Origin of the sequence: Microlunatus kandeliicorticis (assembly GCF_014137855.1) — a bacterium.
Taxonomy (GTDB): Bacteria; Actinomycetota; Actinomycetes; order Propionibacteriales; family Propionibacteriaceae; genus Microlunatus; species Microlunatus kandeliicorticis.
This window is the reverse complement of the sequence record NZ_JACGWT010000008.1, coordinates 1-18,820: the sequence shown is the minus strand read 5'-3', so window position 1 is coordinate 18,820 and position 18,820 is coordinate 1. Positions and strand designations below refer to the sequence as shown.

The following is an 18,820-nucleotide window of genomic DNA, read 5'->3' as shown; positions in this document are numbered from 1 at the left end:
GGGGCAGGCCCCGAGAGACGTGATCCCGGTGGCCGCGGACGGCCACCGGGATCAGGTCGGTACGGATCAGCTCCGCGGCTTCTCGCGCATCTCGAAGGTCTCGACGATGTCGCCGATCTTGAGGTCGGAGTAGTTGGCGATCGTCAGACCGCACTCGTACCCCTCGCGCACCTCGGTGGCGTCGTCCTTCTCCCGTCGCAGCGAGGCGATGGTCGACTCGGTCACCACCACGCCGTCCCGGATCAGACGCGCCTTGGCGTTGCGGCGCATGATGCCGCCGGTGACCATACAGCCGGCGATCGTGCCGATCCTCGAGCTCCGGAAGATCTCGCGGATCTCCGCGGTGCCCAGCTGGGCCTCCTCGTAGATCGGCTTGAGCATCCCCTTGAGCGCCGCCTCGATCTCGTCGATCGCGGCGTAGATCACCGAGTAGTAGCGGATGTCCACGTTCTCGCGGTCCGCCATCTCGGTCGCCTTGCCCTGGGCCCGGACGTTGAAGCCGACGATCACCGCGTTCGAGGCCGCCGCCAGGCTGACGTTGGTCTCGGTGATCGCGCCGACCCCGCGGTCGATGACCCGCAGGCTGACCTCGTCGCCGACGTCGATCTTGCTCAGCGCGTCCTCGAGCGCCTCGACCGAACCGGCGCCGTCCCCCTTCAGGATGAGGCGCAGCTCCTGCTCCTCGCCCTTCTCGAGCTGGTCGAACAGCTGGTCCAGCGTCTTGCGGCGGGTCCCGGCGGCCTGGGCGGCCATCCGGAGCCGCGACGCCCGGCGCTCGGCGATCTGCCGGGCCATCCGGTCGTCCTCGACGACGATGAAGCTGTCGCCCGCACCCGGCACGGCGGTCAGACCGAGCACCTGGACCGGGAACGACGGCGGCGCCTCGTCCACGTTCTCGCCGTGGTCGTCGAGCAGCGCCCGGACCCGGCCGTAACCGGTGCCGGCCACGATCGAGTCGCCGACGTGCAGCGTGCCGCGCTGGACCAGGACGGTCGCGACCGGGCCGCGGCCCTTGTCCAGGTGCGCCTCGATGGCCACACCCTGACCGTCCATCTCCGGGTTGGCGCGCAGGTCGAGCGCCGCGTCCGCGGTCAGGATGACCGCCTCGAGCAGCGAGTCGATGCCCACCCCCGAGATGGCGGAGACGTCGACGAACATCGTGTCGCCGCCGTACTCCTCGGGCACCAGGCCGTACTCGGTGAGCTGGCCGCGCACCTTGGTCGGGTCGGCGCCCTCGCGGTCGATCTTGTTGACCGCGACCACGATCGGGACGTCGGCCGCCTGGGCGTGGTTCAGCGCCTCGATCGTCTGCGGCATCACCCCGTCGTCGGCGGCCACCACCAGCACGGCGATGTCGGTCGACTTCGCACCGCGGGCCCGCATGGCGGTGAACGCCTCGTGACCCGGGGTGTCGATGAAGGTGATCTTGCGCTCGTCGCCGTCGACCTCGGTCGACACCTGGTAGGCACCGATCGCCTGGGTGATGCCGCCGGCTTCGCCGGCCACCACGTTGGTCTTCCGGATGGCGTCGAGCAGCTTGGTCTTGCCGTGGTCGACGTGACCCATCACGGTGACGACCGGCGGACGGACCTCGAGGTCCTCCTCGCCGCCCTCGTCCTCGCCGAACTCGATGTCGAAGCTCTCGAGCAGCTCGCGGTCCTCGTCCTCGGGCGAGACGACCTGGATGTCGTAGTTCAGCTCCTTGCTGAGGACCCGCAGGGTCTCCTCGCTGACCGACTGGGTCGCCGTCACCATCTCGCCGAGGTTGAACAGCACCTGCACCAGCTGCGCCGGGTCGATGTTGATCTTCTCGGCGAAGTCGGTGAGCGAGGCGCCCCGGGCCAGCCGGACGGTCTGGCCGTCACCCTGACGGACGCGCACGCCACCGATCGACGGCGCCTCCATCTGGTCGAACTCCTGCCGGCGCTGCCGCTTCGACTTGCGACCGCGACGCGGAGCACCGCCCGGACGACCGAACGCACCCTGGGTGCCACCACGGCCACCGCGGCCGCCGCGACCCGCGGGCGGACCGCCGGCACCGGGACCACCGCGACCGACGCCGGGGCCGCCGCGACCGCGACCGGCACCGGGGCCACCACGGCCGCGGGCCGGCGCGCCGAGTTCGGCGGACGGGCGCTTGGGCATCATCCCCGGGTTGGGGCGCGGCATGCCGGGCACGCCACCGGGGCGCGGACCGGCCGGAGCACCGGGACCACCGCGACCGGCCGGCGGGCGCGGCCCACCGGGACGCGCGGCGTCGGGCGCCGGGCGCGACGGACGGGCGGTGCCCATCCCCTGCGACGGGGCGAACGGGTTGTTGCCGGGACGCGGCGCACCACCGGTGCGACGCGGACCAGGGGTGGCGCCGGGCAGCCCTCCGGTCGACCCGGGCCGCGGACGCGGCGCGGGTGCACCGGGACGACCCTCGGGGGCCCGCGGGGCGGGCGCACCGGGACGACCGCCCCGGGCGTCCGGACGGGCGTCAGGACGCCCGCCGAACTCGCTCGGACGCTGCGGACGCTCACTGGGGCGCTCGTCGGCGCGCGCGGCCGGAGCCTGCGGGCGCTGCGGAGTGCGCTGCGGAGTGCCCGGACGCTGACCCGGGGCTCCGGGCTGGCCGGGACGCGGACCCGGGCGCTGGTCCGGACGCGCGGCGCCGGCCGACGGGGCCGCCGGACGCGACTCCGGAGCGGTCGCGGTCGGACCGGTCTCGGTCCGGGTCGGCTGCACCGGCTGGGCAGCACCCGGCGTGGCGGCCGGACGGCTGGGCTGGGTGGGCGTCGCGCTCGGCGCGGTGCCCGACGGGGTGCCGGTCGGCGCGCTGGACGGGGCCGGCTGCGACTCGCGCGCGGCGGGCCGTGCGGGGGTCGCGGTGGCACCGTTCGCGGTGCCGTTCGACCCGTGGGCGGCCGTGGCGGGCGTGGCCGCGGCGGCGGCCGGCCGACGGGCGGGCTCCTTGGCCCCTCCGTTGCCGGCGAACTTCTCCTTGAGCCGGCGCTCGACGGGCGGCTCGACGGTGGAGGAGGCCGAACGGACGAACTCCCCCATGTCCTTCAGCGTGCTGAGGACGACCTTGCTTTCGACTCCGAGCTCTTTCGCGAGCTCGTAGACCCGGACCTTTGCCACTACTCTCCTTCGCGGTCCGAGCCTGGCGCAGCCCGGACCAGATCAGTTGTCGTGCATGATCATCGAGACGTACTCATCGAGTGGTCATGAGCGTGAGCCCACTTTCTGGTTCTGACCGGTCCAGAGCGGAACGGTCGCTGCTCGGTGGGGTCCGTGCACGGGGTGCGGACCCAGCGTGTCACTCTATCGCGGACCGCACGAAACGGCGAACGGGTCGCGGGTCAGGCACCGGGCGCCGGTCCGGTCAACGCCTCGACCAGGTCCCCCGGATCGGGCTGCGGCACCCGCAGCGCGCGGCCGAACGCCCGTCGCTGGACCGCGGTCGCGGCGCACCGGGCGTCGGCGTGCAGGTAGGCCCCGCGGCCCGGCAGCCGGCGGCGCCGGTCGAGCACCAGCCGGCCGTCCACCGCGACCACCCGCACCAGCTCGGCCTGCGCGGCCCGGCGCCGGCAGCCGACACAGGTGCGGACCGGTCCCGTCGCTCCCCGGTCGCCCTGCTCCCTCGGGTCCGCCGGCTCCCTTTGGTCCGCCGGCTCCGACACCGTCTCCACGGGGCCCGAGCCTAGGGCCGTGGTCCCGGCGCTGTCGGAGGAGTCGGCGTCCCGTCCGGTCAGGCCTGCGGCCCCTCGGTGAGCCAGACCGTGGTCTCGCCGGGCAGGCCGCCGTCGACCAGCGGCCGGGTGGCCAGCCGGACGACGCCCGCGGGCAGCGGGTACGGCTCGGCATCGACGTCCCCGAAGTGGGTGAGCGCGTGCCAGCCGTTCGGGCGGGCGAGGTGCAGGACGTCGGCGCGGCCGGTCTCGACCCAGCTCAGCCGTTCCTCGGTGAGCAGCTCCCGGCGCAGCCGGAGCGCGGCCCGGTAGACCTCGAGCGGCGAGCCCTCGACGCCGTCCTGCGCGGTCGCCGCGGCAGCGGCGAACTCGGCCGGCTGCGGCAGCCAGCCCGGGCCGGCGCCGAACCCGAGCGACGCGCCCTCCGCGGTCCAGGGCAGCGGCACCCGGCAGCCGTCCCGACCCTTCTTGGTGTGCCCGGTGCGCAGCCAGATCGGGTCCTCGAGCCGGTCGACCGGGAGGTCGGCGACCTCGGGCAGACCCAGCTCCTCGCCCTGGTAGAGGTAGGCCGAGCCGGGTAGCGCGAGCATCAGGGTGGTGGCGGCCAGCGCCCGCCGCAGCCCGCGGGCCCGGTCCGGAGCGGGCGTGGTGCCGTCGGTCATCAGCCAGGCGTCGAGGTCGGTCCCGGCCGGCAGCGCGTACCGGGTGGCGTGCCGGAGCACGTCGTGGTTCGACAGCACCCAGGTCGACGACGAGCCGGTGGCCGCCACCTCGTCGAGGCAGAAGGTGATCACCCGCCGGAAGGCCTCGGCGTCGAAGTCGGCCTCGAGCAGGTCGAAGTTGAAGGCCTGCCCCAGGCTGGTGGGCAGCGCCACCCGGTAGCGGCGCTCCGGTCGGGCACAGAACTCGGCGACCGCGGCCCGCGGCGGGTCGTAGCTGTTGAACAGCCGGCGCCACTCGCCGTAGATCTCGACCAGCTCGTCGCGGTCGAACAGTGGGTCGCTGCCGTCGAGCGGGACGTTGAGCCCGCTGACGTCGGTCTTGCTCCGCAGCGGCTCGCTGAGGTCCTTGGCCAGCGCGTGTGCGACGTCGACCCGGAAGCCGTCGACCCCGCGGTCGGCCCAGAACCGGAGCGTGGTGAGGAAGTCGTCGCGGACCTCACGGTTGCTCCAGTCGAGGTCGGGCTGCTCGGGCGCGAAGAGGTGGCAGTACCACTGGCCGTCGGGCACCCGGGTCCAGGCCGGACCGCCGAAGTGGCTGACCCAGTCCGACGGCGGCTGTGACCCGTCGGGGCCGGTGCCGTCGCGGAAGATGTAGCGGGCCCGCTCGGGCGAGCCCGGCCCGGCGGCCAGCGCTGCCTGGAACCAGGGGTGCAGGTCCGAGGTGTGGTTGGGCACGATGTCGACGATCACCCGGATCCGCGCCGCGTGCGCGGCCGCGACCAGGTCGTCGAAGTCGTCGAGGGTGCCGAGCTGCGGGTGGACGTCGCGGTAGTCGGCCACGTCGTAGCCGCCGTCGGCCAGCGCCGACGGATAGAACGGGCTCAGCCAGATCGCGTCGATCCCCAGTCCGGCCAGGTGGCCGATCCGCGCGGTCAGCCCGGGCAGGTCGCCGAGACCGTCGCCGTCGCTGTCGGCGAAGCTGCGCGGGTAGACCTGGTAGACCGCGGCCTGGCGCCACCAGTCGGCGTCGAGCGCCCAGCGGTCGGCGGCGTCGGCGGCGGGGTCGGCCCCGGGGTCGCGGGTGAGGACGAGGTCGGTCACGGCGGGTCCTTCGGCGGTGCGGATCGGTCGGGATGGGTGCGGCGGGGGCGGGGGCTCGGTCGGTGCGGGCGCCGACTCGGCGAGATCGGTGCGGCTGCTAGTGATGACAGCGCTTGCAGAGCACCAACGATAGGGCCGCGCCCGGCGACTCCGCAAAGGTCGGCACTCCAGCCCGGCCGTTATCCTCGTCACACCGTGCACGCGCTTGCAGTCGCGGGGAGCCGAGGAGGTGGGCAGTGCCGGCGAGCATGCAGGACGTGGCCGATCGGGCGGGCGTCTCGGTGTCCACGGTGTCGCGCGCGCTGCGCGACTCGCCCCTGGTCACCCCCGAGACGCGGGACCGGGTCCGCGCGGCCGCCGAGGCGCTGTCGTTCACCGTCTCGCGGGCGGCCTCGAGCCTGGCCACCGGCCGGCTCGGCCGGGTGGCCGTGGTGGTGGGCGGCCGGCTCGGCAGCTGGTTCAACGGCGCGGTGCTCGACGCGATGTACGAGCAGGTCCGCGACGCCGGCGTCGAGCTGCTGATCTACCGGATCCTCGACGCCGACGACCGGCGGCGGTTCTTCGCCACCCTCCCGGCCCGCCGCAACGCCGACGCGCTGGTGGTGGCCTCGTTCGGGTTGACCGCGGCGGAACGCGACCGGCTGGCCGGGCTCGGGATGCCGGTGGTCTACCTCAACCAGCAGGTCGAGGGCACCCCGTCGGTGGCCATCGACGACGTCGCGGCGGGCGCGCTCGCCACCCGGCACCTGGTCAGCCTGGGTCACCCGGCGCCCGCCTTCGTCCGCGGCGACGGGCTGGGCGGGTTCGACTACAGCGCGATGCACCGGGTGCGGGGCTTCCGCGCCGAGCTGCACGCCGCCGGTCTCGACCCGGACGGCCGGGTGGTCACCGCGCCGCGCAACGAGGACGGGCCCGGAATCGTCGCCGCCCTGCTCGCGCTCGACCCACCGCCGAGCGCGGTGGTGGCCGAGTCCGATGACCTCGCGGTCACCGTGCTCACCCGGCTCCGGGAGACCGGCCACGCGGTGCCCGGGGAGGTGTCGGTGATCGGGATCGACGACAACGCGGTCGCGGCGCGGTTCGGGCTGACCACGGTGGCGCAGCCGGTCGCGGCGCTCGGCGCCGAGGCGGCCCGGATGGCGCTGACGCTGGCCGACCCGGGCTCCGGAGCCTCCGCCGCGGCCGACAGCCGGGTGCTCCCGGTCAGCCTGGTGCTCCGCTCCACCACCCGCCCGCACCGGACTCGGTGACGAGCGCGGCGGCCGGCCCGAGGGTCAGGTGCCCTCGGTGTCGGACCGGATGTCGATCCGCCAGCCGGTCAGCCGGGCGGCCAGCCGGGCGTTCTGCCCCTCGCGACCGATGGCCAGGCTGAGCTGGTAGTCCGGGACCACCACCCGGGCGGCGCGGGCGTGCTCGTCGACCACGGTGACCGAGCTGACCTTGGCCGGGCTGAGCGCGAAGCCGACGAACCGGGCCGGGTCCGGCGACCAGTCGATGATGTCGATCTTCTCCTCGTTGAGCTCGTGCATCACCGCCCGCACCCGCTGCCCCATCGGCCCGATGCAGGCACCCTTGGCGCTGACGTCGGAGTTGTTGCTCCAGACCGCGATCTTGCTGCGGTGGCCGGCCTCGCGGGCGACCGCCTTGATCTCCACCACGCCGTCGGCGATCTCGGGGACCTCGAGCTTGAACAGTTTCTCGACCAGGCCGGGGTGGGTCCGGCTGACCACGACCTGCGGGCCGCGGAGCTCGCGGCGGACCGCCACGACGTAGACCCGGATCCGCGCGCCGTGTCGGTAGCGCTCGCCGGGCACCTGCTCGGCCAGCGGCATGATCGCCTCGATCTTGCCGAGGTCGACCAGCACGGTCCGGCTGTCCGGGCCCTGCTGGATCACCCCGGAGACGATGTCGCCCTCGACCCCGGAGAAGTGGCCGTACTTCTGCTCGTCCTCAGCGTCGCGGAGCCGCTGCAGGATGACCTGCCGGGCGGTGGAGGCGGCGACCCGGCCGAACCCCTCGGGGGTGGCGTCGTACTCGCCAAGCCGGTTGCCCTCCTCGTCGGTCTCGGGGACCATCACCGCGACGTGCCCGCTCTTGCGGTCGAGCTCGACCCGGGCGCCGGCCACCGCGCCGTCGGTCTTCTCGTAGGCGGTGAGCAGGGCCTCCTCGATCGCGTCGACCAGCACGTCGAAGGGCAGGTCCTTCTCGCGCTCCATCAGCCGCAGAACGGAGATGTCAATGTCCATGGCTGTCGTCCATCACTCGTCGTCGTCGGTCTTGCGGTTGAGCTCGATCTGCACCAGCGCCCGGTCCACCTCGGCGTAGCCGAGCCGCCGGCTGGTGCCGTCGACGTCCAGGTCGACGCCGTCGTCGTCGGCGCTGCGGATCCGGCCGGTCACCGTGTCGCCCTCGGTACGGCGCACCTCGACCAGCCGGCCCTCGTTGCGGCGCCAGTGCCGCGGCAGGGTGAGCGGACGGCTGACGCCACGCGAGCTGACCTCGAGGGTGTACGCGCCGGCCCCCATCAGGTCGGTGTCGTCGAGCGCGGTGGAGATGGCCTTGGTGGCCTCGGCGATGTCGTCGAGCAGCGGCCCGCGGCCGTCCGGGCCCTCGCCGTCGACGACCACCCGCACCAGCCGGCGCTTCCCGGCCGGGACCACGTCGACCTCCTCGAGCTCGAGGGCGAACTGACCGGCCACCGGGGCCAGCAACTCGACCAGGGCGTCCGATCTCACGTGGGGGTCCTCGATCCGGTTGTGTACGGCTGGTTGTGTACGGCTGCGTGTGTCGGGTGCTGCGTCTGCCGCCGCGTCGTCTGCTGGTGGAGGTGGGCGACGCCGCCGGGACAGGAAACCCCAACCGTAGCGGGCTCAGAGGCATTGTCCCACCCGTGAGGTAGCTTCCCCCCGTGCCCCGGCCCGTCCACCCCCGCCGCGCGGTGCTCGCGGCAGGGCTCGGCATGGGCCTCGCCGGTCTGTTGGCCGCCGCGGGCTGTGGCTCGGACCCGACCACCCGGCCCACCCCGACCAGCGGCCCGTCCGGCCTGCCGCTCCCCGGCGGCAGCCCGGCCGGCTCCCCCGAGCCCAGCGACCCGCCGGTCGCCGGGGCGACCGAGGCCGCGGCCCTGGAAGCCGCGCTGGCCGCGCGCGCCACCGCCCTGCTCGCCCGGACCGGGTCGAAGGCACCGGACGGGCGGCTGCGCCGGATCCTCGGTCAGGTCCGGGACGCCCACCTGGCCCACGTCGCTGCGCTGACCTCCCCCGACCCGACCGACCCTGCCGCCACCCCAGGCGGTCTGTCGGCGAGCCCGTCGGTCACCCCGTCGCCGAGCGCCTCGGGCCGTGCCTCCGGCAGCCCCGAGGGAGGAAGTACCGACGCCGCGATCGCCTCCCTGATCGGCGCCGAGCGCGCGGCCGCCCGCGCGCACCGGGCCCGGATCACCGGGCCGGCGAGCGAGCTCGTCCTGCTGTGGACCTCGCTCAGCGCCGCCGCGCAGTCCTACGCCACCGCACTCGACGCCTCGGCGTCCCGCGGCGCGACCGTCGGCGGTCGGACCCGGCTGCCGCTCGCCCCGCTCACCGAGGTGCAGGCGCGCCAGCAGCTGCTGGCCCAGACCTACGCGGCGATCTACGGCTACCAGGCCGCGGTGCCGTTCCTGTCCGGCGGCGACCAGGACGACGCGTTCGCCCGGATCACCGGCTACCTGCGGCTGCGGGACAGCCTGCGGGCCGGGCTGGTGGCCGACGGCGCGCAGCCACCGGCCGCCGACCCGGCCTACCAGGTCTCGCCGCGGCCGACCGACGACGACTCGGCGACCGCGCTGCTGGCGGGGATCGAGACCCGGATCCAGCCCTTCCTCGGCCAGTGGGTCCGCACCGCGACCGGCGCCGACCGCAGCGCGGCGCTGAGCCGGCTGCTGTCCACGGTCACCCTGGCCCTCGGCCTGGGGGCGCCGCTCGACCGCTGGCCGGGCTGGCCGTCCGCCGCGGCCTGACCCGGCTCAGCCCCGGACGATCGCGGTGATCCGCGCGGCGGCGTCGGCGGTGGGCAGCTGCTCGGCCGCGCCGGTCCGCCGGTCGCGGACCTCGATGGTGCCGTCGGCCAGCCCGCGCCCGACCACCACGGTGGTCGGCATCCCCATCAGCTCGGCGTCGGCGAACTTGACCCCGGGGCTCGCCTTGCGGTCGTCGAGCAGCACCCGGATCCCGGCCTGGTCGAGAGCGGCGGAGAGGTCACCGGCGTAGGCGGTGATGTCGTCGCCCTTGCCGGCCACCACGATCTGCACGTCGAACGGCGCCAGCTCGCGCGGCCAGCACAGCCCCTTCTCGTCGCTGGTCCCCTCGGCGACCGCGGCCACCGCGCGGGAGACACCGATGCCGTAGGAGCCCATGGTCACCGTCACCAGCTTGCCGTTGGCGTCGAGCACCTTGAGTCCGAGCGCCTCGGCGTACTTGCGGCCGAGCTGGAAGATGTGGCCCATCTCGATGCCCCGGGCCAGTCGCAGCGGCCCGGACCCGTCCGGCGCCTCGTCGCCCTCGCGGACCTCGGCCGCCTCGATCGTCCCGTCGGGGGTGAAGTCACGCCCGGTGACCAGGTCGAAGACGTGCCGCCCCGGCTCGTTCGCCCCGGTGACCCAACGGGTCCCGGTGACCACCCGGGGGTCGACCAGGTAGCGGATCCCGGTGGCCGACTCGGCACCGAGGGCGCCCGGACCGATGTACCCGCGGACCAGCCCGGGGTGGGCGGCGAAGTCGTCCTCGGTGAAGTCCTCGACCTCGGCCGGCTCGAGCTGCGCCCCGAGCCGCTTGAGGTCGACCTGCCGGTCCCCGGGGACGCCGATGACCAGCGGCTCGCGGGTGCCGTCGGGGTGCCGGACCATGACCACGACGTTCTTGAGCGTGTCCGAGGCCTGCCAGGGGCGGTCGGTCCGCGGGACCTTCGCGTTGGCCACGGCGACCAGGGTGTCGATGGTCGGGGTGTCCGGGGTGTCCTCGACGTGCGCGGCGGGCAGCGCGGCGATCTGCTCGTCGGTCAACGCCTCGGGGATCGCGGTGCGGACGGCCTCGACGTTGGCCGCGTAGCCCCCGGGCGACCGGACGAAGGTGTCCTCGCCGTTGGGCGAGACGGCCAGGAACTCCTCGCTGGCCGAGCCGCCCATCGCGCCCGACATCGCCGAGACGATCGCGTACTCGAAACCGAGCCGGTCGAAGATCCGGACGTAGGCGTCGCGGTGCAGCTGGTAGCTCTTGGCGAACCCCTCGTCGTCCACGTCGAAGGAGTAGGAGTCCTTCATCACGAACTCGCGGCCGCGCAGGATGCCGGCCCGCGGACGCTGCTCGTCGCGGTACTTGGTCTGGATCTGGTACAGCGACAGCGGCAGGTCCTTGTACGAGGAGTACAGGTCCTTCACCAGCAGGGTGAAGATCTCCTCGTGGGTCGGCCCGAGCAGGTACCCGCCGCCCTTGCGGTCGGTCAGCGTGAAGATGTTGTCGCCGTAGTCGGCGTACCGGCCGGTGGCCTCGTAGGGCTCCTTGGGCAGCAGCGCCGGGAGGTGCACCTCCTGCGCGCCGATCGCGTCCATCTCCTCGCGGACGATCCGCTCGACGTTGCGGAGCACCCGGAACCCGAGCGGCAGCCAGGAGTAGATGCCCGGCGCGGTCCGGCGGATGTAGCCGGCGCGGACCAGCCAGCGGTGGCTCGGGACCTCGGCGTCGACCGGATCCTCACGCAGGGTGCGGACGAAGAGCTCCGACATGCGGGTGATCACGAGGGATCACCCTAGTCGCCCGGCGCGCCCGGACCTCACCCGTTTTGCCCGCGCACCTCGGGCGCCGGGTGGACCTCGATCCGCTCACCGTCGGGATCGGTGACCGCGAGGATGGCGGTCGGCGGCACCGTCCCGGCGGTGCACTCCTTCACCGGGTGGCCCGCCGCCCGCAGCCGCGCGGCCAGCCGGTCGAGCGGCTCGGCGGTCTCGAACGACAGCGCAGCGGTCAGGTAGCCGTTGCTGTCGAGCCCGTCGCGCTCGGCGGCGTGCAGCCCGATCGTCCCGCGGCCGGGACCACCGCGGAGCGGCCGCCAGCCGTCCGCCTCGCCCACCCCGGGCGCGAAGCCCAGCCGGCCGAAGAACCCGGTGAGGGCGTCGAAGTCGGTGGTGAACACCACGGAGACCACGTCGACCGGGCCCGCCGCGTCGTCGCCGGTGCCGGGCGGCCGGTCGTCGAAGGTCTGGTAGCCGTGGAAGTCGTCCATCTCGGCGTTGACGCCGACCAGCCCGGTAGGGCCGGCGAGCTGGGCCTGGCGGCCCCAGGACTCGTCCCACCAGGTGCCCTCGACGCCGTCACGGCCCAGCGCGTCCACCAGCGCCACCACGTCCGGGACGTCGAGGTTGAGCGAGGTCTGGCGGCGGCCGACCTCGGAGGTCATCACCGGGTGCACCGCCACCGCCCCGCTGCGTCCGGCCAGCACGGCGTACCCGCCGCGCCGGATCGTGGTCCGGAGCCCGAGCTGCTCGAGAAAGCTGATCATCGCCTCGGGCCGGTCGGTGAAGCGGTACGGCACCACCACCGCCGCCGTCTGAGCTGACGTCTGAGCCGCCGTCTGATCGGTCTGCTCGCTCATCGCTTGCCGTCCTTCCGGTTCAGGTAGTCGGTCAGCGCGGCCTCGACCAGCGCCGACAGCGACCGTTCCTCGTCGACGGCCCGGTGCTTGACCCGCCGCACCAGGTCGGGCGGCAGGTAGACGTTGAACTGCGTCTTGGGCTCTCCGGGCACACCTAGGATGCTAGCAATCTAGGTGTGCGGCGGCAAGGGCTTTCGCCTCCGACCGGCGCGACTGGACCGGGGTGAGCGATCAGTAGAGGATGGTGGCGAACTCGCCGACCGTGCGGAACCCCACCCGCTCGTAGGTGGCCCGGGCGGGCGCGTTGTAGTCGTTGACGTAGAGCGACACGGTCGGTGCCACCGCGCGGGCCAGCTGGACCACGGCGGCCATCGCCGGCGGCGCCATCCCGCGACCGCGCAGCGACGGGTCGAGCCAGACCCCCTGCACCTGGGTGACGCTGGCCGAGACCGACCCGAGATCGGCCTTGAACACCACCCGGTCCTGGTCGAAAACCGCGAACGCGCGACCCGAGGTGATCAGCTGCCGGACGTAGTAGCGGTAACCGGCCGGGTTGCCCTGCAACGGGGAGACCCCGACCTCCTCCGTGTACATCTGGACGGCGGCCTGGTAGTAGGCGTCCCAGTGGTCGAGGGTGACCCGCCGGACCCGCGGGTCGGGCGCGATCGACGGCTCGGTGTCGATGGCCATCACCGGCTGGTGCGGCCGCACCTCGCGGACGCTCGACCAGGACGAGCCCCAGCGCTCCCCCAGCCGCTGCCACAGGTCGAGGGCGACCGGCGACGGGCCGATGATCGAGGAGCAGCTGCGGTGCGCTCCGGCGTAGTCGACGAACGCCGCCACCGCCACGCTGTCGGCGTTGACCGGGATCAGGTTGGAGCCGGCGTGGCAGAGGGCACGGAGGACGCCGTCCTCCTCGTAGCCCCACAGCGGACAGCCGAGCTGCCGGGGCTCGACACCGGAGGAGCGGATCCGCGAGGCGACGAAGACGTTGGTCACCGGGTCGAGGGTGACCAGCCGCACGGCGGCGGCGAGGTCGGAACGGCCGAGCACCCGGACACCCGAGCGGACGACGGTCTCGCTCATCGGTTCGGGCCCCGGCCGGCGGTCATCAGCCGACGCTCACCTGGGGGCTGCCGGCCTCCGCCGTCTCGCCCATCTCGTCGGCGATCCGCATCGCCTCCTCGATCAGGGTCTCGACGATGTCGGACTCGCGGACGGTCTTGATCACCTCGCCCCGGACGAAGATCTGGCCCTTGCCGTTGCCGGAGGCCACGCCGAGGTCTGCCTCGCGCGCCTCGCCCGGGCCGTTCACCACGCACCCCATCACAGCCACCCGCAGCGGCACCGTCAAGCCTTCGAGGCCCGCGGTCACCTCGTCGGCCAGCTTGTAGACGTCGACCTGGGCCCGCCCGCAGGACGGGCAGGAGACGATCTCGAGCTTGCGCGGCCGGAGGTTGAGCGACTCGAGGATCTTGACCCCGACCTTGACCTCCTCGACCGGCGGCGCGGACAGCGACACCCGGATGGTGTCGCCGATGCCCTTGCTCAGCAGCGCGCCGAAGGCGACCGAGGACTTGATCGTGCCCTGGAACGCCGGCCCGGCCTCGGTCACCCCGAGGTGCAGCGGGTAGTCGCAGGCCTCGCTGAGCAGCTCGTAGGCGCGCACCATGACCACCGGGTCGTTGTGCTTGACGCTGATCTTGAAGTCGTGGAAGTCGTGCTCCTCGAACAGGCTCGCCTCCCACAGCGCCGACTCGACCAGCGCCTCAGGGGTGGCCTTGCCGTGCTTGGCGAGCAGCCGCTTGTCGAGCGAGCCGGCGTTGACGCCGATCCGGAGGCTGACCCCGGCCTCCTTGGCTGCCTGGGCGATCTCCCCGACGCGGTCGTCGAACGCCTTGATGTTGCCGGGGTTGACCCGGACGGCGGCGCAGCCGGCCTCGATCGCCGCGAACACGTATTTCGGCTGGAAGTGGATGTCGGCGATCACCGGGATCTGGCTCTTGTGCGCGATCGCCGGGAGCGCGTCGGCGTCGTCCTGGCTGGGTACGGCGACCCGGACGATGTCGCAGCCGGTCGCGGTCAGCTCGGCGATCTGCTGGAGGGTCGCGTTGATGTCGGAGGTCAGCGTGGTGGTCATCGACTGGACGCTGATCGGCGCGTCACCGCCCACCAGCACCTTGCCCACCTTGATCTGGCGGGTCTTCCGGCGCTCGGCCAGGACGGGCGGGGGCAGGGCAGGCATTCCCAGGGCGACGCTCACGATGCTCCAGCCTAGCCCGCTCCGGCGCACCGCCGAACCGCCTCAGGCCGCGGTCGCGTACCGCATCCCGAACAGGGCGTCGACGCAGGCCGCCCGGTCGAACCGCTCGCCCGCCCAACCGGGCCGGATCCGTCGCGCGGGTGGGTCGTCGAACCGGCCGGCGGCGGCCAGCGTCCGACCGTCGCGCTCGCGGCGTTCGGCGATCGGCGCGGCCAGGTGGCTGTCGAGGGCGTCGGCTCCCTCCCACGGCCTGAGCGGGGTGCCGTCGGGCCAGCAGAACGACCAGCCATAGCCGGCGTCCTCCGCCCGGGTCAGTCGCAGGCGACCTTCGTGCACGGTGGTGTGGTGCCAGGAGCACAGCAGCACCAGGTTGTCGAGGTCGGTGCGACCGCCCGCGGCCCACGGCACCACGTGGTGCGCCGCGAGGTGTCGGGTCCGGTGGCAACCCGGGAAGCGACACATCCGGTCCCGGATCATCAGCGCGCGGCGCTGGCTCCGGCTGACCAGACGCCGGGTGCGGCCGAGCGCGAGCACGTCGCCGTGTCTGTCGACCACGGCGCCGACCAGGTCGGCGTCGCAGGCCAGCCGGGCCGCGGTCGCCGGCTCGACCGGACCGATCCCCGCGACCTGACAGACCTCTTGAAGCTCCGCAGACTCGGGCGGCTGGGTCGAATGGGTCCGCCGAGGCGTTCCCGCGGGAACGTCCTCGCTGGTCCCGCCGGGCAGGTCCACATCGGGACGGTCCACGTCGGGCCCGTCCGGCACCAGCTGCTCCGCGGCGACGTGGACGACCACCAGCGTCCGGTCCTCGCCGGAACGGTCCTCGGGGACCGAGGCCAGGAAGGCACGCGCCAGGTCGAGTACGGCGTCGGCGGTGCCGTAGGCGGGCGTGGTGTCGCGGTGCTCCGGCGGTGGCGACGACCCCTCGGGCTGCTCGGCGGGCTCCGCGGCGACGGGGCGAACCGCGCCGAAGCGATCGCGGGCGGCGTCGAGCGCGGCGACCAGCAACGCGGCCTCCTCGGCGGGCAGCCGGAGGCGGAAGTCGACCATGCCGTCATCGCGGTGCAGCCAGCGTCCCTGCCGCTTGGCCTGTTGGGGCAACCGGCTGCCGTCGGCGGCGCGGAAGGCGGCCAGCATCCGGTTGAGCTGCGAGGCGGTGGCGGTGAGCGCGAGCTCCAGCAGTCGCGCCTCGTCGACGACGTCGACCACCCGGGTGACCTCGCGGACCTTCGAGTAGGACAGCCGGCCCTCGGCGAACGCCCGCTGCACGGCGGGCATCCGGCGGAGCGCCCGCGCGACCCGGACGTGCTCGCGCGCGGTCCCCGCGGACATCGAGCAGGCCCAGCCCAGCCAGTGCGCCAACGACCGCACCCCGTCCCACCAGCGGACGGCGTCGAGGGCGTCGAACTCGCCGATCAGCTCGAGCAGCTGCGCCTCGGACTGCGCCGACAACGACGCCGCGACGCAGATCCGGCCGGCCAGCTCGTCCGCCCGGTCCCGCTCGGCGGCGTCACTCACGACCCGCATCACCGTCCCCCGTTCCGACCGGCCCCACCGGTCGTCGAGGACGCTAGTCGCGACCACCGACAGTGCCCGGAACCGGCGAGCCTCCCGGCATCGCAGGGCACGTCGGGACAGCCGGGCTCAGAGCAGGCGGATCGGGTCGATCACGTCGGCGAGGATGAGGATCACGCCGGAGACGGCGATCACCGCGCCGACCAGGTAGGCCACCGGGAGCATCCGGGCGGTGTCCGCGTGCCCGGGGTCGGGGCGCCCGAAGAGCCGGGCCAGCCGCCGCTTGAGGGCCTCGTAGAGCGCCCCGGCGATGTGACCGCCGTCGAGCGGCATCAGCGGGACGAAGTTGAACAGGGCCACGAACAGGTTGACCTGACCGAGCAGGTAGAAGGTCTGCGCCGCCTTGGCGCCGTCGGTCAGCTGGTCGGTGGTGGCCACCTCGCCGGCGACCCGGCTGGCCCCGACGATGCTCATCGGGCCGTACGGGTCGCGGGGCTTGCCGGTAACCAGGTTGGCGGCGGTGTGGAAGACCTTCACCGGGAAGTGCACGATGGCGTACGCGCTCTGCTCGGTCATCTGCCACATGTCGCCGAGCACGGTGAGCGGGCCGCCCTGCTCGACCCGGACGATCGGGCTGACCCCGAGGAAGCCGGCCTCGACCAGCTTGGAGGGGTCCCAGGTGTCGGGTACGCCGGTGACCACGGTGTCGACCTGCTTCAGGGTGACGTCGCGGCCGCCCCGCTGGACGACGAGGGTGAGCGGCCGGTCGAGGTTGCCGCGGATCAGCCCGCTCAGCTGGGTCCAGTCGTGCACGACGGTCCCGTTGAAGCGGACGATCCGGTCGCCCGCCTTCACCCCGGCCAGGTAGGCGGGGGTCTTGGCGTCCGCGTCGGTACAGCGCTGGTCGGCGCGGGTGGCCGGGATCACGCACTCGCTCACCTGCGCGACGGTGAGCGTCTCGCGCGGCAGGCCGTAGAAGCCGGTAACGCACAGCATGATCACGAAGGCCAGCAGCAGGTTCATGAACGGGCCGCCGAACATGATGATCAGCTTCTGCCAGGTCTTCTTCTGGTAGAAGAGCCGGCCGTCGTCCTCGGGGCGGATGTCCTCCCACTCGGCGGCGCGGGCCTGGTCGGCGAGGCTCTGGAAGATGCCGGTGCGGGCGGCGCGGACCCGGCCGCTGCCGTCGAAGGCGTCGGCACCCTTCTCGGGCGGGTACATGCCGACGAACCGGCAGTAGCCGCCGAGCGGGATCAGCTTGACGCCGTACTCGGTCTCGCCCTTGCGCCGCGACCACAGCGTCTTGCCGAACCCGACGAAGTACTGGGTGGTCTTGACGTCGAACAGCTTGCCGGGGATCAGGTGGCCGAGCTCGTGCAGCGCGATCGAGGTCATGATCAACGCGAAGAACACGACCGCGGCGACGACGTAGATCACCGGCTCCACCGGCGAGCTCCCTTCTCCTCGGTCGAGGCCCTGCGCCGGGCCGGTCCTGCCGGGGCCACCTCAGCACCCGGCGGGGTCAGGCGACCGTTCGACCGCTCAGCGGCAGAGGGACGCCGCCCGTTCGCGCGCCCACCGGTCGGCCGCCAGGACGGTGGCCAGGTCGAGCTCCGCATCCGGGACCAACGCCGATCCTACGTCGGCGGTTCCGGCCGCCCCCGGGCTCGACTCAGCGCTCTCTGGGGCGGCGCCCGCGTTGGCCTCGTGCTCGTCGAGCACCGCGCCGATCACCTCACAGATCCGCAGGAAGCCGATCCGGCGCTCGTGGAAGGCGTCGACGCAGACCTCGTTGGCCGCGTTGAGCACGGCGGGGGCGGTGCCGCCGAGCCGGCCGGCCCGCCGGGCCAGCCCGACCGCGGGGAACGCCTCGTCGTCGAGCGGCTCGAAGTTCCAGCTGGAGGCCGTGGTCCAGTCGCAGGGCCGGGCCGCGCCGGGCGTCCGGTCGGGCCAGCTGAGCCCGAGGGCGATCGGCAGCCGCATGTCCGGCGGTGAGCACTGCGCGAGCGTCGACCCGTCGACGAACTGCACCATCGAGTGCACCACCGACTGCGGGTGCACGACCACGTCGATCCGGTCGAGGTCGACGCCGTAGAGCAGGTGGGCCTCGAGCAGCTCGAGGCCCTTGTTGACCAGGGTGGCCGAGTTGGTGGTGATCACCCGGCCCATGTCCCAGGTCGGGTGGGCCAGCGCCTGCTCGGGCGTGACGTCGGCCATCTCGGCCCGGCTGCGGCCGCGGAACGGCCCCCCGCTGGCGGTCAGCACCAGCCGGTCGACCTCGGAGGCCCGGCCGGCCCGCAGGCACTGGGCGATCGCCGAGTGCTCGGAGTCGACCGCGACCAGCTGGCCCTCGGCCGCCGCGGCCAGCACCAGCGGGCCGCCGACGACCAGCGACTCCTTGTTGGCCAGCGCCAGCGTGGTCCCGGCGGCCAGCGTGGCCAGGGTGGCCTCGAGCCCGACCGAGCCGGTAATCGCGTTGAGCACCACGTCGCAGGCGAGTCCGGCGAGCTGGGTGGGGGCGTCCGGGCCGGCGACGATCCGCGGCAGCCTGACCTCGCCGGAGGACCAGCCGCGGTCGCGGGCCTCGGCGTACAGCGCGAGCTGGAGGTCCTGGACGGCGGTGGCGCGGCTGACCCCGACCACCGCGGGGCCGACGTCGAGGATCTGCCGGGCCAGCAGCGGGATCGAGCCGCCGCCGGCGCCGAGCGCGACCACCCGGAAGTCGCCGGGCCGGGCGGCGATCACCTCCAGGGCCTGGGTGCCGATCGAACCGGTGCTGCCCAGGATCACGACGTCGCGCACGCGGGTCAGTGTGCCAAAGGGCTCCGACGGCCGGCTCCGGGGCAGAATCTCCCGGTGACCCGGCGGAGCGTGCAGATCGAGTCGCTGGCCGAGTTCGACGCCCGGATCGCCCGCGCCGGCTCGCTCGACGGCTGGCTGCTCCAGTCGCTCGACCTGACCGACCGGGGCGCGGCGCTCGA

Annotated in this window: 15 protein-coding genes; 2 read left to right on the top strand and 13 right to left on the bottom strand. The window is 73.7% G+C overall.

Annotation, left to right across the window (positions count from 1 at the left end):
• Positions 1-66 precede the first annotated feature (66 nt).
• The 3 genes from infB to FHX74_RS19495 form a co-directional block, all read right to left on the bottom strand.
• Positions 67-3,126 carry a translation initiation factor IF-2 gene (infB, locus tag FHX74_RS19505; RefSeq protein ID WP_182561906.1) on the bottom strand — a complete coding sequence of 1,020 codons (3,060 nt, stop codon included), beginning with the start codon at positions 3,124-3,126 and terminating at the stop codon, positions 67-69.
• 221 nt (positions 3,127-3,347) lie between these two features.
• On the bottom strand, positions 3,348-3,677 hold the full coding sequence (locus tag FHX74_RS20840; RefSeq protein ID WP_328823940.1) for a YlxR family protein: 330 nt from the start codon (positions 3,675-3,677) through the stop codon (positions 3,348-3,350).
• Positions 3,678-3,736: 59 nt separating this feature from the next.
• Positions 3,737-5,440 carry a glycoside hydrolase family 13 protein gene (locus FHX74_RS19495; protein WP_182561905.1) on the bottom strand — a complete coding sequence of 568 codons (1,704 nt, stop codon included), beginning with the start codon at positions 5,438-5,440 and terminating at the stop codon, positions 3,737-3,739.
• A 257-nt stretch (positions 5,441-5,697) separates the two neighbouring features.
• Between FHX74_RS19495 and FHX74_RS19490 the strand changes: the two genes are divergently transcribed.
• Positions 5,698-6,690: a LacI family DNA-binding transcriptional regulator gene (locus FHX74_RS19490; protein WP_220484251.1), complete on the top strand. Its 993-nt coding sequence runs from the start codon at positions 5,698-5,700 to the stop codon at positions 6,688-6,690.
• A 24-nt stretch (positions 6,691-6,714) separates the two neighbouring features.
• On the opposite strand, the gene nusA is transcribed toward FHX74_RS19490, so the two are convergent.
• Both nusA and rimP read right to left on the bottom strand, forming a co-directional pair.
• Entirely contained in the window at positions 6,715-7,686 is a 972-nt protein-coding gene (gene nusA, locus FHX74_RS19485; RefSeq protein WP_182561904.1) for a transcription termination factor NusA, read from the bottom strand.
• A gap of 12 nt (positions 7,687-7,698) precedes the next feature.
• Entirely contained in the window at positions 7,699-8,175 is a 477-nt protein-coding gene (rimP, locus tag FHX74_RS19480; protein ID WP_182561903.1) for a ribosome maturation factor RimP, read from the bottom strand.
• Between the two features lie 173 nt (positions 8,176-8,348).
• Between rimP and FHX74_RS19475 the strand changes: the two genes are divergently transcribed.
• Positions 8,349-9,434 carry a DUF4439 domain-containing protein gene (locus FHX74_RS19475; protein ID WP_182561902.1) on the top strand — a complete coding sequence of 362 codons (1,086 nt, stop codon included), beginning with the start codon at positions 8,349-8,351 and terminating at the stop codon, positions 9,432-9,434.
• A gap of 6 nt (positions 9,435-9,440) precedes the next feature.
• Here FHX74_RS19475 and FHX74_RS19470 read toward each other — a convergent pair whose 3' ends face one another.
• From FHX74_RS19470 to dxr, 8 genes are all read right to left on the bottom strand, one after another.
• Positions 9,441-11,195 (bottom strand): proline--tRNA ligase, encoded by a 1,755-nt coding sequence (locus tag FHX74_RS19470; RefSeq protein ID WP_182561931.1) that lies wholly within the window; start codon positions 11,193-11,195, stop codon positions 9,441-9,443.
• A gap of 47 nt (positions 11,196-11,242) precedes the next feature.
• The gene (locus FHX74_RS19465; protein WP_182561901.1) at positions 11,243-12,061 is read right to left on the bottom strand and encodes a VOC family protein; all 819 of its coding nucleotides are present in this window, start codon (positions 12,059-12,061) and stop codon (positions 11,243-11,245) included.
• Entirely contained in the window at positions 12,058-12,213 is a 156-nt protein-coding gene (locus tag FHX74_RS19460) for a ribbon-helix-helix protein, CopG family (RefSeq protein ID WP_182561900.1), read from the bottom strand. Before FHX74_RS19460 ends, FHX74_RS19465 begins: the two co-directional genes overlap by 4 nt.
• Positions 12,214-12,292: 79 nt before the next feature.
• Positions 12,293-13,147 (bottom strand): GNAT family N-acetyltransferase, encoded by an 855-nt coding sequence (locus FHX74_RS19455; protein ID WP_182561899.1) that lies wholly within the window; start codon positions 13,145-13,147, stop codon positions 12,293-12,295.
• A 25-nt stretch (positions 13,148-13,172) separates the two neighbouring features.
• Positions 13,173-14,324, bottom strand: coding sequence for a flavodoxin-dependent (E)-4-hydroxy-3-methylbut-2-enyl-diphosphate synthase (gene ispG, locus FHX74_RS19450; protein WP_328823939.1), 1,152 nt, complete (start codon positions 14,322-14,324; stop codon positions 13,173-13,175).
• Positions 14,325-14,366: 42 nt separating this feature from the next.
• Positions 14,367-15,842 carry an HNH endonuclease signature motif containing protein gene (locus tag FHX74_RS19445; protein WP_182561898.1) on the bottom strand — a complete coding sequence of 492 codons (1,476 nt, stop codon included), beginning with the start codon at positions 15,840-15,842 and terminating at the stop codon, positions 14,367-14,369.
• 126 nt (positions 15,843-15,968) lie between these two features.
• Entirely contained in the window at positions 15,969-17,285 is a 1,317-nt protein-coding gene (locus FHX74_RS19440) for a M50 family metallopeptidase (protein WP_182561897.1), read from the bottom strand.
• 96 nt (positions 17,286-17,381) lie between these two features.
• Positions 17,382-18,641 (bottom strand): 1-deoxy-D-xylulose-5-phosphate reductoisomerase, encoded by a 1,260-nt coding sequence (gene dxr / locus FHX74_RS19435; RefSeq protein WP_182561896.1) that lies wholly within the window; start codon positions 18,639-18,641, stop codon positions 17,382-17,384.
• Positions 18,642-18,820: the final 179 nt, after the last annotated feature.